The sequence below is a fragment of the Arthrobacter sp. E3 genome (genome assembly GCF_017353415.1).
Taxonomy (GTDB): domain Bacteria; phylum Actinomycetota; class Actinomycetes; order Actinomycetales; family Micrococcaceae; genus Specibacter.
On the sequence record NZ_JAFMPX010000035.1, the window covers coordinates 1 to 15,124 of the forward strand.

Annotated in this window: 14 protein-coding genes and 1 tRNA gene; 12 read left to right on the plus strand and 3 right to left on the minus strand. The window is 60.3% G+C overall.

Annotated features, from left to right (window positions below; genetic code table 11):
* Positions 1-195: 195 nt before the first annotated feature.
* A complete protein-coding gene (locus tag JMA46_RS13480; protein ID WP_207345893.1) occupies positions 196-1,101 on the minus strand; it encodes a putative protein N(5)-glutamine methyltransferase in 906 nt (301 codons plus the stop codon).
* Between the two features lie 49 nt (positions 1,102-1,150).
* Here JMA46_RS13480 and JMA46_RS13485 point away from each other — a divergent pair, with 49 nt between their 5' ends.
* On the plus strand, positions 1,151-1,876 hold the full coding sequence (locus JMA46_RS13485) for a DNA alkylation repair protein (protein WP_207345864.1): 726 nt from the start codon (positions 1,151-1,153) through the stop codon (positions 1,874-1,876).
* 56 nt (positions 1,877-1,932) lie between these two features.
* Here the strand turns inward: JMA46_RS13485 and mptB are convergent, their stop codons facing one another.
* The gene (mptB, locus tag JMA46_RS13490) at positions 1,933-3,402 is read right to left on the minus strand and encodes a polyprenol phosphomannose-dependent alpha 1,6 mannosyltransferase MptB (protein WP_207345865.1); all 1,470 of its coding nucleotides are present in this window, start codon (positions 3,400-3,402) and stop codon (positions 1,933-1,935) included.
* Here mptB and JMA46_RS13495 point away from each other — a divergent pair.
* The 9 genes from JMA46_RS13495 (at position 3,401) to JMA46_RS13535 (ending at position 12,035) form a co-directional block, all read left to right on the plus strand.
* Positions 3,401-3,631 carry a hypothetical protein gene (locus JMA46_RS13495; protein ID WP_207345866.1) on the plus strand — a complete coding sequence of 77 codons (231 nt, stop codon included), beginning with the start codon at positions 3,401-3,403 and terminating at the stop codon, positions 3,629-3,631. The genes mptB and JMA46_RS13495 overlap by 2 nt on opposite strands.
* Before the next feature lie 189 nt (positions 3,632-3,820).
* The gene (locus tag JMA46_RS13500; RefSeq protein WP_247647306.1) at positions 3,821-5,170 is read left to right on the plus strand and encodes a glycosyltransferase 87 family protein; all 1,350 of its coding nucleotides are present in this window, start codon (positions 3,821-3,823) and stop codon (positions 5,168-5,170) included.
* Positions 5,171-5,313: 143 nt separating this feature from the next.
* Entirely contained in the window at positions 5,314-6,159 is an 846-nt protein-coding gene (locus JMA46_RS13505; protein WP_282099601.1) for a DNA/RNA non-specific endonuclease, read from the plus strand.
* 92 nt (positions 6,160-6,251) lie between these two features.
* The gene (gene orn, locus JMA46_RS13510) at positions 6,252-6,806 is read left to right on the plus strand and encodes an oligoribonuclease (protein WP_247647307.1); all 555 of its coding nucleotides are present in this window, start codon (positions 6,252-6,254) and stop codon (positions 6,804-6,806) included.
* A gap of 177 nt (positions 6,807-6,983) precedes the next feature.
* Positions 6,984-7,056: transfer RNA gene (locus tag JMA46_RS13515), tRNA-His, on the plus strand.
* 114 nt (positions 7,057-7,170) lie between these two features.
* Positions 7,171-7,743, plus strand: coding sequence for a peptide deformylase (gene def / locus JMA46_RS13520; RefSeq protein WP_207345869.1), 573 nt, complete (start codon positions 7,171-7,173; stop codon positions 7,741-7,743).
* Between the two features lie 180 nt (positions 7,744-7,923).
* Positions 7,924-9,390: a sugar porter family MFS transporter gene (locus tag JMA46_RS13525; RefSeq protein WP_207345870.1), complete on the plus strand. Its 1,467-nt coding sequence runs from the start codon at positions 7,924-7,926 to the stop codon at positions 9,388-9,390.
* A 118-nt stretch (positions 9,391-9,508) separates the two neighbouring features.
* Positions 9,509-10,366, plus strand: a complete 858-nt coding sequence (locus JMA46_RS13530; protein WP_207345871.1) for an acyltransferase domain-containing protein — start codon at positions 9,509-9,511, stop codon at positions 10,364-10,366.
* A 61-nt stretch (positions 10,367-10,427) separates the two neighbouring features.
* On the plus strand, positions 10,428-12,035 hold the full coding sequence (locus JMA46_RS13535; RefSeq protein ID WP_348770169.1) for a peptide chain release factor 3: 1,608 nt from the start codon (positions 10,428-10,430) through the stop codon (positions 12,033-12,035).
* 39 nt (positions 12,036-12,074) lie between these two features.
* Here JMA46_RS13535 and JMA46_RS13540 read toward each other — a convergent pair whose 3' ends face one another.
* On the minus strand, positions 12,075-12,803 hold the full coding sequence (locus JMA46_RS13540) for an HNH endonuclease family protein (protein ID WP_348770170.1): 729 nt from the start codon (positions 12,801-12,803) through the stop codon (positions 12,075-12,077).
* Positions 12,804-13,295: 492 nt separating this feature from the next.
* Here JMA46_RS13540 and JMA46_RS13545 point away from each other — a divergent pair, with 492 nt between their 5' ends.
* Both JMA46_RS13545 and JMA46_RS13550 read left to right on the plus strand, forming a co-directional pair.
* Positions 13,296-13,907, plus strand: coding sequence for a TetR/AcrR family transcriptional regulator (locus JMA46_RS13545; RefSeq protein ID WP_207345874.1), 612 nt, complete (start codon positions 13,296-13,298; stop codon positions 13,905-13,907).
* A gap of 179 nt (positions 13,908-14,086) precedes the next feature.
* On the plus strand, positions 14,087-15,073 hold the full coding sequence (locus JMA46_RS13550; protein WP_207345875.1) for a helix-turn-helix domain-containing protein: 987 nt from the start codon (positions 14,087-14,089) through the stop codon (positions 15,071-15,073).
* Positions 15,074-15,124 lie beyond the last annotated feature (51 nt).

Consider the following 15,124-nt stretch of genomic DNA (forward strand, 5'->3'; position numbering starts at 1 on the left):
AAGGAATATCCATACCCCAATTCTCCCAGCACCAGCACGGAATCCCTGTTAATCCACCGGCGTTTTAACCCCTTTTTAGGCCACTACCTGATCCCTGCCGTTCCCGACTACTGACCCATGCACCTAGGCGATGCGGACTGGCTCCAATATCCCGAGGCTAGCCGGTTCCCTACTTCTGGGCTGATTTCACCGCCTTTATGAAGACCCTTTCCTGGTGCGTCCACTGGCCGGTAACAACCTGCCAGCCACAACAGTGCCGCTCAACTCTTGGCTCCTTGACACGCTGACGCTGAATCCGTGGCGGGCCAAAATAACGGCGGTTGTTTCGGCCTGGCGGGCACTGGCCTCAACAAGCAGCAAGCCGTCCTTGCTGAGCCACGTTGGTGCTTCGGCAGCAATCCTGCGGTGCAAAGCAAGACCGTCCGCGCCGCCGTCAAGCGCCGCCTTGGGCTCATAAACCCTCGCTTCCCGGGGCATGAAGGCGATGGATCCGGTGGGGACATACGGTGCGTTGGCCACAATCACGTCAAAGCTGCCCTGCAGGCTGTCCGGTACCGGATCAAACAAGTCACCGCAATAGACTTCCCCGCCGAACGCCGCCACGTTCTTCCCCGCGCAGGCCAAGGCCTCAGGATCCACATCCGCAACATGGAGTTCACAGCCGGGCAGTGAACGGGCCAGCGCCGCACCGACGGCTCCGCAGCCGGTGCACAGATCCAAGAGTTTCAGCCGGCTTTCCCCCCATGGGCGGCCAGCTAGCTCAGTGAGGGCTCGGCGAACAAGGAACTCGCTGCGGCGTCGCGGCACAAACACCCCAGGTGCAACAACCATGCGCAATCCACAAAATTCTGCCCACCCCACAAGGTGCTCCAAGGGAATTCCAGCCACGCGCTGTGCGAGCATACCGTCCAGTTCGACCCGTGTTCGGCAGGCACCCATCAAGATGGCAGCTTCGTCCTCGGCGTAGACACACCCGGCCGCTCGAAGGGCGGCCACCAGATCGCGGCCAGCCCAATCGGTGGTATTTGTTGGGGCAGCACTGGGTCCGGCACAGCGTTCCTCGATGGGTTCGCCAATAAGTGGCCACGCACCTTGCTCCATACCAACCACATGGTAGTCCCCTCCATGGCAGCCCAGCTAGGCTTTTGCCATGGCCCCGGCACAATCTACCCAAACACAAAGGACTCCCCCAACAGACTCCCCCAACACCGCCTTCTTGGCTGGGCTCCGTCCTGCACTGGCAGGTGTTGCTGTTCCGGAGAAGTCCGAAGCCATGGCAACGTACATGAAGTCGAGCATGCCGTTTCTGGGCGTGCCATCGCCCACTGTGCGCAAGACAGTGCGGGACCTGGCTAAAACGCACCCGTTTACGGACGTGGAACAACTTCATGCCACCGTGAACAAGCTGTGGCACAATGCCAGCTTCAGAGAAGAGCGGTACGCCGCCATCATGCTTACGGACTCGCGCCTTGGCAGGGGTGAGGTGGGGCTCCTGCCGTTCTACGCCGTCGTGATTGAGACCGGGCAGTGGTGGGATTTTGTGGACACCGTGGCACCGCGGCTGTGGGAACTATTGCAAACACATCGCGCCACCATGGATCCGCTGCTGCGTGAATGGAGCACGCACCCAAATTTTTGGTTCCGCAGGGCTGCTATCATCTCCCAACTGCCGGCGAAAGTGGAGACGGACACGGCGCTGCTCAACGACGTCATCACCGTGAATATGGCGGACCAGGAGTTTTTCATCCGCAAGGCAATTGGCTGGGCACTGCGCCAATACGCCCGGACCGACCCGGAATGGGTGCGCAACTATGTTGCCGTAAACGAGGGGCAGCTCAGCCCGCTGTCCAGACGCGAAGCACTCAAGCGGCTCTGAACTGGCGTGCGATGGCGGCCCGGCTCAGTGCTCACTCAGGGCTCAGTGCTCAGTGCTCAGTGCTCAGTGACGGAATCAGCGGCGCGCCGAGGCATGAACAGCCCACGGGTCTGCCTGTCCCAAAACATGACGTAGAGCACGCCCAGCAGCCCCACTGCAATGGCAACCGAACGAATCAGTACCAGCGGGATCCATGGGAACACGCTGATCTGGTCCGACAGGGCGATCAGAATGAAAAAGGCGCCCAAGTAGAACACCAGTCGCTCCTGCCAGCCTTCCGCAATGCCGGTGACAGTGAAGAAGCCCAACAGCCACAGCATGTACCAGGGCTGGATGGCCGGCGCCAGCAGCACGACTGCCGCAAACCCCCATGCCATGCGACGCAGCACGGCTTGGCTGTATCGCTGTTTTTCATCCAAGGTTCCACCGGTTGGTGTGCTCATCTGCGGCGAAATCTTGAAGAAGGCCAACGCCATGACGATCAAGATGGAGATGACCACGCAGACGGTTTGGATGCCGCTGGTCACCGTGCCACCGGTTCCGCCAAAGAAGGACACCACACCGCCGGCAACGTTGGAAAGCAACCCGACTGGCGCATACAAATGCCACACCGTGCCGGACGTCCGCAACGCGGCCAACCAGCCGAAGCCAAGCCCGTTGGTGGCACCCATGGCACCCAAGAGCGCCGTCGAAATTCCCAGTGTGGCTGCCCAGAAGCCAAATTTACGAAGCCATCCAGCCTGCGAACCGGCCCACAGCAGACCCACAAATGGCAGCGCTATCAACGTGATGGGCTTGATGGCAATGGAGGCAGTGACAAGCAGTATCCCGGCCACCGGATGTTTGGCTGATGCATAGTAAATACCAGCCACAACAAGTCCAAGCATGAGTGAATCGTTGTGGACACTGGCCACAAAATTCATCAGTACCAAGGGGTTCAACACTGCCAACCACACTGCGCGATTCGGGTTGAAGCCATGGCGGGCCGCAAGTTTTGGCACATAGATGAACAACAGGATCACACCGGCCAGGCTAGCCAGGCGGAACGGAATCAAAGCGATTTCCGGACTGTTGGCTGGCAGCATTACAGCGAGATGCTCAATCCAAAGCCACATCGGACCGTAGGGTGTGGGCGCTTCGGTCCACATGGTGTCCGGGCCCAGCAGGAAGTAGTTATTAAGCGCTGAGATGCCGTTGGTGTACGGGTCAAGGCCCTGCTGCATGAGCCGGCCTTGGCCAATATAGGCGTAGGAGTCACGGCTGAACACCGGCAAGGCGAACATCATGGGTGTCACCCACAAAATCAGCGCCTTCTTCAACACCGCCGCCGAGTCAGGACCCCACCCGGCCAAGTGCTGGCGAAGCCGCAGCCACGCGCGGAAAATCAGCACAGCCCCCGCGCACAGCAGCACGGTTGCCACCACAACAGCCACAGGCGTGGTTCTAGCCAGGATGAACAGCGGGTTGCGGATCAATACGGAACTGCTGGCCAGCCAACCAATGCCAAAGGAACCCAACGTGAGCATGACTGATCCCGCAAAACCCTGCCAGACAGCTGAGGACGCAGTGCCGGTGCGGAAGGGAAGCTTGGCTAACACTTTATTCTTCGCCTCCGGTCGGACACCACGCGTGTTGGTCAACAAGTTGTCTCCTGTACTTTTCGAGCCGCCCATGGTCAGGCATGACCTTCCCAGAGCCGAGCACTCCGGTGTGTGCCAGCCGGGCAACCCGGGAACCAGCGGGGTGCTGCGCTAACATATAAGCAGCCAAGACACCGTTCTTGGCATTCTACCCACACTGGCCGGGCAGTTTCTGAGAAAAGTCGCTGCGGGACTCTCGGCATCCGCCCCGCGTGCGTGTTGCCTTGGCCGCCCCCATCTCAAGAAGGACCCGACCATCTCCACGGATACGTTTTTTGACAGCCTTGCCCGCTTCCGGAACGCGCTGCTTCCCGTGCGTGTCCAGAAATGGCTGAAATCGCCCCAGGGACTTTGGCTGGTCTTTGCCGTGCTCCACGGCACAGCGCTTGTCATCGCGGGCATGCAATCGCTGAGCGGCGAGGCATACAGCGACACGGGAATCTACCGTGTCTGGGCCTCTGTTGGCTTCGATGAGACGCGCGTTCTAGGTCCAAGCCCGTGGGTCTACCCCATCCTTGCGCTTATTCCCATGGCAGTCTCCTACGTGTTGGGCAGTGGCCCGTTCCTGTTCATCTGGGTTTTAATGATTTCCGTGCTGAACGCCTTGGCTGTGGGCAAGCTCACCTGCTGGGGCAAAGAACGGCAGGCCATTCCGGCCGCCCTGTGGTGGCTTGCTTTTTCCACCGTGATGGCGTGGCTCGGCTTTGCCCGTGTTGATGGACTCACCGCACCGGTGGTCCTCATCGCGCTGTCCCTTGGCGTCGCCAGTCCGTTCCTGACCTCTTTCATTCTTAGTGTGGCAACGTGGACAAAAGTCTGGCCGGCCGCCGTCGTTCTTGCGCTTTTCACCGTGGTGAGACAGCGGGTGCAGGTGGTGCTGGCGGGCGTGCTGGTCACGGTGTTTGTCGTGGTGCTGGCGCTGAGCATGGGTTCGCTGCCAAAATTGCTGAACTTCCTGCTGGAACAAGGAGACCGCGGCATGCAACTCGAAGCCACGTTCACCGCCCCCTGGCTGTGGATGAGCGTGCTGGGCCTGGGCGGGGCGCACATGTACATGAACGAGGACATCAACTCCATGCAGGTCGACGGGCCTGGTTCCGAGGTCATGGTGGTGCTGATGCAGCCGTTGTTGATTGTTGCCGCACTGCTCGTGGCTGTCCTCATTTTTTGGGCCCTGCACACGGGCAAGCGCAACGGTGGCGCCGACCGCACTGCTTTGCTCCTTTTCGGCTCGCTGGCCCTGATCACCGCTTTTGTGGTGTTCAACAAGGTGGGGTCCCCGCAGTTCATGGTGTGGCTGGCTCCGCCGGTCGCTGTCGGCCTGGCGCACCAGTGGAAGGCGTGGCGTGTTCCGGCCACCTTGCTCATAGCTGTGGCCGTGTTGACCTACTTTATATATCCGATGTTTTACACCGCGCTTTCCCACGACAACCCAGTCATGGCCGCTGTGCTGACAGGGCGCAATCTGCTGCTGGTGATCTTGTTTGTGTGGAGCTTGCGTCAACTATTTTTGCTGGGCCGCAACCCCGCTCTCATCCCCAAACACGACGCCGGAGCCCCGTTCACAGTTGCGGCAGCCCCCGCCGTGGCACGGTCAAACGGCATGCCCGCACTCTCAACGACGGCAACGACGGCAACGACCAAGGAGCCCTAAGCTTCCTTACCCAATCCTTCCGGCTGCTCGACCGCAGCTGGGAACGCACGGCTCCACTGTCAATGCAAGTCATTGGCTCCTACGCTGGGGACATCAGCCCGTTAGTCCACGTGGCTGCACCCCCTAGGAAGCAGATGCTCAGGATGCCAAGCAACAACCTCGAACCCCAAGAATCCATCCAACGTCGTGGATATGTTGCTGATTTCCTTGGAACCTGTGTCCAGCCGCCTAGTCTGGAACCAGACATCCAAAGTGATGCGGTTTTATGGGAGGGCAAGGAGTTCATCCCCTACACACATTTTTCGTTGTCCATGAGTAAATCGAGGCATTTTGCCCGCTGGGTTGCCTGGAACATTGACGGGGATGGCATGAAACTGATCAGTCGTGCCGGGCTTTCCTTCAGCAAGGATCCACGGTTGCCGGCTGAGTTTCAGGTGGGAAATGAGCTGTACAGCGGCAACCGGCTTGACCGCGGGCATCTGGCACGCCGTGCTGACCTGTTGTGGGGCGAACTGCCTGAGGCACAACAAGCCAACCGTGACTCTTTCTTCTACAGCAACATCACCCCGCAAATGGACGACTTCAACCAGAGCAGCCAAAACGGTATCTGGGGACGTTTGGAAGACGCCCTTTACGAGGATGTTGATGTTGAAAACTTGAGGGTCAACGTCATTGCCGGCCCTGTGTTTCGCACGGATGACCGCATGTACCGCGGCGTGGCGCTGCCATCGGAGTACTGGAAAATGTTGGTTTTTCAGGATCAAGGCGTTTTGAAGGCCCGCGTGTTCCTGCTGACCCAGGACCTGGACCAACTGCGGGCCATTCTGGCGTTGGACGAGTTCAGGGTCTACCAAATCACCCTGAGTGAACTCCAAGAGCGCACACAGCTCCTTTTTCCACCAGTCCTGGACCTTGCCTGCGCCATGCCCGCCATGCGTGTTTTCAGCGAAAGGCAGCCGCTGGAATCAGCGGATGACATCACGTGGTGACCGTGCCCGGCTGAATCTGAAGAATGCAGCGTTCGCGGTACATTGGACGGGTGGCTATTACTAATGAACGCATTGTGTGGATTGACTGTGAGATGACGGGCCTGGATGCCGTCAATGACGCCCTGATCGAGGTTGCGGTGCTTGTGACGGATTCAGAGTTGAATATTTTGGGTGAGGGCGTTGACGTCGTCATCAAGCCCAGCGACGAATCACTGGCCCAGATGGGTGACTTTGTTCGCGATATGCACACCTCCTCGAAGCTTCTCGATGAACTGGCCGGCGGAACCACTATGGAAGACGCCCAGGCTCAGGTACTCGCCTACATTAAAAAGTACGTTTCCACGCCCGGCAAGGCCCCGTTGGCCGGCAACTCGATCGGCACGGACAAGGTGTTCCTGAGCCGTGACATGCCTGAGCTGGTGGAGCACCTCCACTACCGCGTCATCGACGTTTCCACCATCAAGGAGCTCTCCCGCCGCTGGTTTGCACGCGCATACTTCCAGTCACCGGCCAAGACCGGCGGCCACAGGGCACTGGGCGACATCAAGGACAGCATCAACGAGCTCAAGTACTACCGCGAAGCCGTTTTCGTGCCGCCGCCCGGCCCTAGTTCCGCCACTGCCAAGAAGATTGCGGCCAAGTTCTAGCAGCGCATTCCTTGACCTATCAAGGAATTTCCACTGCTCATAAGCGATCTAGCTCACATTCTTGCAGGAAGATCTAATTTTGGTCTTGACACCATATTTGATCAGGTAGACTAGTCGTCGTTGCCACAAGCACAGCGGACATCGTAAAAAGATCGAAACTGTTTTGCGGCGGACATGGTGGGATTAGCTCAGTTGGCAGAGCGCCTGGTTGTGGTCCAGGAGGTCGCGGGTTCAACCCCCGTATCTCACCCCTTGTGTGGTTCCTGTGGAATCACGAAACACCCCGGTCATTTGATCGGGGTGTTTTTCATTGTCAGCATGTGCAAAACGTAAAAAAGTATTCCAGCCTGAAAAGGAAGCCGTCATGACGATCCGCCCCGTGACCATTTTGGGTGAGCCTGTGCTTCACCGCCGCGCTGATGAGGTCAATGCCTTCGATGAGGACCTGAAGTCGTTGGTCGCTGACATGTTCGACACCATGGACGCCGCCAATGGTGTGGGTCTGGCCGCTCCGCAGATTGGCGTGGGTCTGCGCATTTTCACTTACAAGATGGAGAACGACGACGGCGTCCCTCCTCGAGGCGTTCTGGTGAACCCCACGCTGACGGTGGGTAAGATCTCCGGCAACGCACCGGACCCTGACGACGAGGTTGAAGGCTGCCTCTCCGTTCCCGGGATCGACTTTCCGCTGAAGCGGGCCGATTGGGTCCGCGTGCGCGGCTTTGACGTGGACGGCACCCCGCTGGACTTTGAGGCAAGCGGCTGGTTTGCACGCTGCATGCAGCACGAATACGACCACCTCGACGGCAAGCTCTATGTTGACCGGCTCAATGCCCGCTACGCAAAGAAAGCCAAACGGGCAGCAAAGAGCAACGGCTGGGGAGTTTCGGGCTTGACGTGGATGCCCGGGGTCGACCCCGATCCGTTCGGCCACTGACCCGCATACTCGCTTCCTTGTGCGTGAGCTACCTCGCATGAGAGTTTTCTCACGCGTTGTGGTGGGGTGAATAGTGCCTTGGGGAGGCCCGGCCGGGCGTACCTTGGCCACTGGGGAAATTCACCCACCAGTCTTTCAACACCGGCCGCGCCCTCTTTGCCGCGGCCGCAAAGGGGCAGCATGTCCGGCAAAACAACGCTGAAAACGACCACCGCACACCCTTACGGCAATCCTGGAATACCCCGCAAAGTGGTGGGGCTGGCCGTGGCTGGGGCGGTGGGCGGGTTCCTCTTCGGTTTTGACGCCTCGGTGGTCAACGGAGCCGTCGACGCAATCCAAGGCCAGTTCAAACTTGGCGGTGCGCTCACGGGCTTCACCGTCGCCGTCGCACTTTTGGGCTGCGCCCTCGGCGCCTGGATCGCAGGCAAGCTCGCGGAGGCCAAGGGCCACATCCCCGTCATGAAGCTGGGCGGCATCCTGTTTTTGGTCAGCGCCCTCGGTACCGGGTTCGCCTTCAGCGTGGCAGATCTCATCGTGTGGCGGTTTGTCGGTGGTATTGGCATTGGCCTTGCCTCCGTCATAGCACCGGCGTACATCTCCGAAATTTCACCGCGCAGGCACCGCGGCCGGCTGGCATCCCTGCAGCAATTGGCCATCACCATCGGTATTTTTGCAGCGCTGCTCTCCGACGCGCTCTTCGCCAACGCCGCTTCGGGGGCTGCGCAGGAATTGTGGTTTGGCATGGCTGCCTGGCGCTGGATGTTCCTGATCGGCGTGGTCCCGGCCATCGTGTACTACGCCGTTGCCCTGGCACTCCCCGAGTCCCCCCGCTTCCTAGTTCAGCAAGGCAAGGAAGAACAAGCGGCGGAACTGTTCAAAACCATCGCCCCCGGTGAGGACCATGAGCGCATCATTTGGGAGATCAAGGCCGCTGCCAAGGAGGATACCTTTTCGGCCAGGAAGGGCTCGTTGCGCGGCAGCCGCTTTGGCTTCATGCCTGTGGTGTGGATCGGCATCATCCTCTCGATGCTGCAGCAGTTTGTCGGCATCAACGTCATCTTCTTCTACTCCTCCACCCTGTGGCAGGCAGTTGGATTCCAGGAGAAGGACTCACTGGCTATCTCCGTCGTGACAGCGCTGGTGAACGTCCTCGTCACGCTCGTGGCCATTGCCCTCGTGGACAGGATCGGGCGCCGGCCCATCCTCTTGACCGGGTCCATCGGCATGGCACTTTCGCTGGGAACCATGGCCTTGGCGTTCGCCGCAGCCACCGGAACAGGTGCGAACATCAGCCTGCCCGGGGCTTGGGCTCCCATTGCGCTGATTGCCGCCAACGTTTTCGTCGTCTGCTTCGGGGCCTCGTGGGGACCCCTTGTCTGGGTTTTGCTCGGTGAGATCTTCCCTGCCCGCATCCGCGCCCGGGCCCTGGGTCTGGCCGCCGCCGCACAGTGGATTGCGAACTTCCTTGTCACCCTCAGCTTCCCGGTCATGGCGTCGGTTTCACTGCCAATGACGTATGGGATGTACGCGGTGATTGCTGCAGCGTCATTTTTCTTCGTGATGTTCAAGATCCCGGAGACCAATGGCATGTCCCTGGAGCAGGCCGAGACCCTGTTCGTCAAGAAGCCCAAGGCCCACAAGCACTGATCGTGGCCGCTGGACCTGCGGGCGGTTGTCCCGCAACGACGCGCAGGTCCAACCGCTGCGCATCACTGCCTTCCAACACTGAGCAAGTTCTGGCACGCAGCTTCGCTAAACTGGCCCAATGACCCCACGCACCACTTTGAGCCCCATCCTTGCCCTTGACTACTTGGGCATTGACCCACAGGATCAAGCGGACTGCCTTGCCTTGCTGGATGGGGCGGCCACCCCGGCGGTGGAACTGGTGCTGGAGCATTTGTCCGCACGGCTGGGCAGCGCTGATTCCTCCCTGCCACAGCTGGAGACAGCCGAGCTCCCCGTGGGCGAGCTGGACTGGATTGGTGCCATGCTGCGCTTCGCCCCCGAACTTATTGCCTGGCACGCCGAACTGCATATACCGGAAGAAGTCACCCGGGCAACCCTGGCCGATGTTGGCCGGAACATGGCCATCCACCGCCGTGTCCGTCACCGTTTCGGCATGGACACGTACAAGTGGCTCAACCATTTGTACGCGGGCCGCATTTACCAGCTCGGCCGCCTGCAATATCTGATCCACCAGCCAACGGCGGCCATCCCGGGTGTGGCCTCCGATGAGTGGATCGTGGGCGTCCACATTCCCGAAGGTGGCGGACTCGCCCCCGCAGCCGTCAGCGAGAGCCTTGCCCTTGCTGCGCCGTTTTTTGCCGAACACTTCCCAGAACACTCTGTTGCCACAGCCAATTGTGAGTCCTGGCTGCTGGATCCCTACCTCGTCCAACACCTGGAGCCCTCCTCCAACATTGCCGCGTTCGCAGCCCGTTTCACCCCGTACGGTGAACCCCGCACTGAACCTTCCGACGCCATCTACTTCACGTTCCGCACCCGCAGCATGGACCACCTTCAGGCACTACCCCGTACGACGGCGCTGCAACGGATTGTCCTGGAACGCATCGATGCCGGAGGTGCCTGGCAGCTGGGCCACGGGTATCTGTCGCTGCGGTAAACTTGATGGTTGGTGTCCTGCTCCTACCTGTTCGTCCTTTTCACCGCTAGAAAGTAGTCTTGTGTCCTCTCCGGCCCAGTCCCCCGCCCGCGCCACCGAAATCACCGGTCAAGCGCAACGGCGCAGAACCTTTGCCGTTATTTCGCACCCCGATGCGGGCAAGTCCACGCTGACTGAAGCGTTGGCGCTGCATGCAAAGGTGATTGGCACAGCTGGGGCCACCAACGGCAAATCAAACCGCAGGGACACCATTTCCGACTGGCAGCAGATGGAAAAGGACCGTGGCATCTCCATCAGCTCCGCGGCACTGCAGTTCTCGTACCGCGACACTGTCATCAACCTGCTGGACACCCCCGGGCACGCCGACTTCTCCGAAGATACCTACCGCGTGCTGGCGGCGGTTGACTGCGCCGTCATGCTTGTGGATGCGGGCAAGGGCCTGGAAACACAGACCATGAAACTCTTTGAGGTGTGCCGCCAGCGCAACCTCCCCATCATCACCGTGATCAACAAGTGGGACCGCCCGGGCCTGGATCCGCTGGAGCTGATGGATGAAATCACTGAGCGCACCGGGCTGACCCCCATGCCGCTGACGTGGGCGATCGGCATTGCCGGGGACTTCCGCGGCGTTTGGGACATCCGCCGCAACGAGTTCGCCAAGTTTGCCCGCAACAGCTCGGGCGCGCAGATCGCGTTGACCGAGTACATGACTCCCGAGGCGGCGGCGAAGTCCGAGGGCGACGCCTGGACTGATTCCACCGATGAGGCCAGTTTGCTCGTTGATCAAGATGCCCCCTTGGACATGGATGCGTTTTACGCCGGCAAGGCCACTCCCCTGCTGTTCTCCTCGGCCGCATTGAACTTCGGTGTGAAGCAGATTTTGGACACGCTCGTTGATTTTGCCCCGCCGGCCTCGCCCCGCAATGATGTCACCGGCACCGCACGCGCTGTGGATGCGCCGTTCTCCGGGTTTGTCTTCAAGGTCCAGGCCGGCATGAACCAGGCCCACCGTGACCACGTGGCGTTCATCCGCGTCTGCTCAGGCATGTTTGAGCGCGGCATGGTGGTCACCCAGACCCGCACCGGGAAGTCCTTTGCCACCAAGTACGCGCAACAGGTCTTTGGCCGGGAGCGCGAAGTCATTGACACGGCTTTCCCGGGCGACGTCGTGGGCTTGGTGAACGCCTCCAGCCTCCGCGTGGGCGACACCTTGTTCGTGGAAGAACCAGTGGAATACCCTGCCATCCCGCTCTTCGCCCCGGAACACTTCCAAGTGGCCCGCTCCAAGGACCCGAGCAAGTACAAGCAGTTCCGCCGCGGCATCGAACAGCTGGAGCACGAGGGCGTTATCCAAGTACTGCGCTCAGATCTGCGCGGGGACCAGGCACCGGTGCTCGCCGCCGTCGGCCCCATGCAGTTCGAAGTGGTCGAGGACCGCATGCACCACGATTTCAATGCCCCCATGCGTTTGGAACGCCTGCCGTACTCCCTCGCCAGATTAACGACGTCGGAGGCAACCGCCACGCTGAGCGCCGTCCATGGTGCTGAGGTGCTTGAGCGCAGCGATGGCGAGTTCCTGGCACTGTTCAACGATATTTGGGCCATGCGCAGGGTTCAAAAGAACCACCCGGACCTGCCACTGGAAGAGATCGGCACCCAGCGCGACTAGGTTTCCAGGCACTGGCGTGTCCGCGTCTGTGCACGTTACTCAGCGCCGGTAGCCGGAAGTGAGCGCAGCTTGTTGTGGGCAGCGGCCCAGCACGTTCTTCATGGCAGCCTTTTCTGCCGGGGTCACCCACAGGCGGTAGGCGGCCTTGACGGAGATTTGCCGAGTCACATAATGGCAACGGAACTTTTTCGACGACGGCAGCCAGCTTGCGGCGTCGGAAGCACTCTTTTCCTGGTTGGCCGGCCCGTCCACCGCGAGCAGGTTTAGCGGGTCGTTGGCTAGGCTCTGGCGTTGCACTGGCGTCAGCCCGGCCGCCCCTGTTTGCCAGGCATTCCCCAGAGCCACCACGTGGTCAATTTGGATGGCGCCGCTGGTTTCCTTTCCACGTTTGAACTCGAGGTGCTCCCCTGTGTACGGCTCTGCCAAGTTCCCTGACGCCACTAGGCACAAGGAGCCCGCAGCGAAGGTTACGGCGGCCAAGTCCCGGCGCAGGATGTCGTTGCGGGTGTCGCACCCGTTGGCGTCGGCGTCCAACCAGGCCTCACCGAAATCGCTGCGTTGATAGTTGTTGCGAGGTACCTTGCCCTTGACATCCAAGGTATCCAAGAGTGCCAGCGCTGTTCCTGACTCTACGGCGACAACTGGGTGTCCCAGCCCGGGCGATGACGTGCTGAACACCGGCGGCGGACCTGCCTCCGGCTCAAACGGCCATTTTCCGGAACTGTGCAGCCATCCGACCAGCAGCACAAGCACCACTACGAGTAACACAGCCGCAGTCCGCAGCAGGGCCCACCCCGATGTGGGTGACCTCCCATTCACTCCACCGGTGAAGTGTTGCGCGGGGCACTTCCCCGGCCGATGGACCTCCTGCGCATGCCGTGCCATGGGAAATCCTCAACCCCGATCCCGCAACCAGGAGCATCGTTGTGCGTGTATCTTCAGGTACTCAAGTCTAGGAGTTGTCCCGGAATCCGGATTTCACTTATCCACAGGTCCGAAGGGCCTCCGGCATTCAGATGACAGCTCCTGCGGGTGTCGCCAGGCACTCTTCGCTCATATCGCAGCTGATGCGGGTGACCGAGCCGGTCACCCGCATCAGCTGCAGTTTGAATTGATTTCCAGGGCCCTGACAGCGAGCTGGGTTTGCCAAGGCCGGCAGCCCAGGTTTTTGTCTATGCTTGTAGAGAATCTTTGCCCGCAAGCTGCACACATAGAACCACCGCAGACCTGTTGGCCAAACAGCCAGTTAGGAGCCGTCGAATGCCAAAAATTGTTGACCACGACCAACGTCGCCTTGAGCTGGTCGATGCCACGTGGCGCATCATTGCCCAACACGGGATTGAGGGCGCCACCATGCGCGAAATCGCCACCGAAGCTGGCTTCGCCAACGGTGCCCTGAAACCCTATTTCCCCACCAAGGACCACCTGATCACATTCGCCTTTGGACACGTCTTCAGCCGAACGAACCAGCGGATCGCGAGCGCCGTAGCCAACAAGGTCGGGCTGGAGGCGATACGCGCTTTCTGCCAGGAAGTGCTTCCGCTAGATCAGGACCGCATCAATGAAGCACGAATCGTCATTCCCTTTTGGCAAAAAACTCTCACCGATCCCGCCAAAGCCGCATTGCATGACACCTCGATGAATCAGTGGCGATCGGCACTGGAGGGACACTTGCGCCAAGCGCGCGACCGTGGCGAAGTCACAGCCGGAGTGCACGACGAGGACATTGTGAATCAACTCATGAGTATGCTTCTGGGCGCTCAAATTATCGCCGCCACCTCTCCCGGAAAACACCTGGCGGCTCAATTAAGTACTCAGCTGGACTCCTATCTCCTGCTCCTCAATCCCGTTGCACTGACCGTCCGCTGCTAAATCAAATTTTTATTCGCCCATCGTTGAAAATAAGTGACAGGGACCACATAAGCAACTACAGTGATTGAGAAGTAGTGCCCACCCAAAGTTTTGCCCGGGCGTCACCCCGCTTCCGGGTGACCACCGCTGTGGTCGGCACGATCCCGCCGCACAGGCCAACGCACCACGAGGGATATCAAATGACTGCCACGATCAAAACGGCACCTATCACCCCGAAGGCTGATGCCGTCCACAGCGCAACCGCGCATTCGTTCTCCGCTTGGAACGATCTCATCTGCGCGTCCTTCGTGCCGCTGCATGTCCGTTCCAGTAACCAGGATAATTTTCATGGTCTGCTGCGCTCCCGACTTCTGGATGAACTCTCCATCATCGAGGTCACCGCCTCCGGGCACAGCGTGCACCGAACCCCCTCGCTCATCAGCCACTCGGACCGGCTCTATTTCAAACTCAACCTGCAACTGGCCGGCACCGGACTGCTGATCCAAGACAACCGCGAAGCTGTCCTGCACCCGGGCGACCTTGCCGTGTATGACACCCACCGCCCCTACACCCTTGCCTTCGAATCAGACTTCCGCACGCTGGTATTGATGTTCCCCCACGATGCCCTCGACCTGCCAGCGGGCTCCGTGGGCCAGCTGACGGCGACCCGGCTGGCAGCCGACCAAGGACTGGGACGGATGATCAGCCCCTTTATGACCCGCCTTGCGGAAAACCTCGACATCCTCTCCGGGGCCAGCGGGCACCGGCTGGCCCACAACACGGTAGATCTGTTGAGCACCATGTTTGCCGCGGAGCTGGAGGATCGGACACCCGCTGGTCCCGAACGCCCGCATGAGGAACTTTTGGGACGCATCCGAGGCTTCATCGAATCCAACCTCGCCGACCCGGATTTGTCTCCGGCAAGCGTTGCAGCGGCGCACTTCATCTCTACCCGGCACTTGCACAATGTCTTCCAGGAAGCTGGAACCACGGTGGCACACTGGATCCGCACACGGCGGCTGGTGAATTGCCGGCGCGAGCTGCGCGAACCACTATTGGCACACCGCTCCGTCAGCAGCATTGCCGGCCGCTGGGGCTTCGTGGACGCCGCACACTTCAGCCGTATTTTTCGATCTGCCTTTGGCGAGCCGCCCAGCAGCTATCGGCGGTCGGCCGCCCACACCTGAGCCCAACACGGCAGGGTCCGGCAAGGACGCACATGTTCGCCAGGGGTCAAC

Bases quoted from the DNA above. Each gene is read 5' to 3' on its own strand.
- JMA46_RS13480 (WP_207345893.1), bottom strand. From the start codon at position 1,101: ATGGAGCAAGGTGCGTGGCCACTTATTGGCGAACCCATCGAGGAACGC.
- JMA46_RS13485 (WP_207345864.1), top strand. From the start codon at position 1,151: ATGGCCCCGGCACAATCTACCCAAACACAAAGGACTCCCCCAACAGAC.
- JMA46_RS13495 (WP_207345866.1), top strand. From the start codon at position 3,401: ATGACTGATCCCGCAAAACCCTGCCAGACAGCTGAGGACGCAGTGCCG.
- mptB (WP_207345865.1), bottom strand. From the start codon at position 3,402: ATGCTCACGTTGGGTTCCTTTGGCATTGGTTGGCTGGCCAGCAGTTCC.
- JMA46_RS13505 (WP_282099601.1), top strand. From the start codon at position 5,314: ATGCCAAGCAACAACCTCGAACCCCAAGAATCCATCCAACGTCGTGGA.
- orn (WP_247647307.1), top strand. From the start codon at position 6,252: ATGACGGGCCTGGATGCCGTCAATGACGCCCTGATCGAGGTTGCGGTG.
- def (WP_207345869.1), top strand. From the start codon at position 7,171: ATGACGATCCGCCCCGTGACCATTTTGGGTGAGCCTGTGCTTCACCGC.
- JMA46_RS13525 (WP_207345870.1), top strand. From the start codon at position 7,924: ATGTCCGGCAAAACAACGCTGAAAACGACCACCGCACACCCTTACGGC.
- JMA46_RS13530 (WP_207345871.1), top strand. From the start codon at position 9,509: ATGACCCCACGCACCACTTTGAGCCCCATCCTTGCCCTTGACTACTTG.
- JMA46_RS13545 (WP_207345874.1), top strand. From the start codon at position 13,296: ATGCCAAAAATTGTTGACCACGACCAACGTCGCCTTGAGCTGGTCGAT.
- JMA46_RS13550 (WP_207345875.1), top strand. From the start codon at position 14,087: ATGACTGCCACGATCAAAACGGCACCTATCACCCCGAAGGCTGATGCC.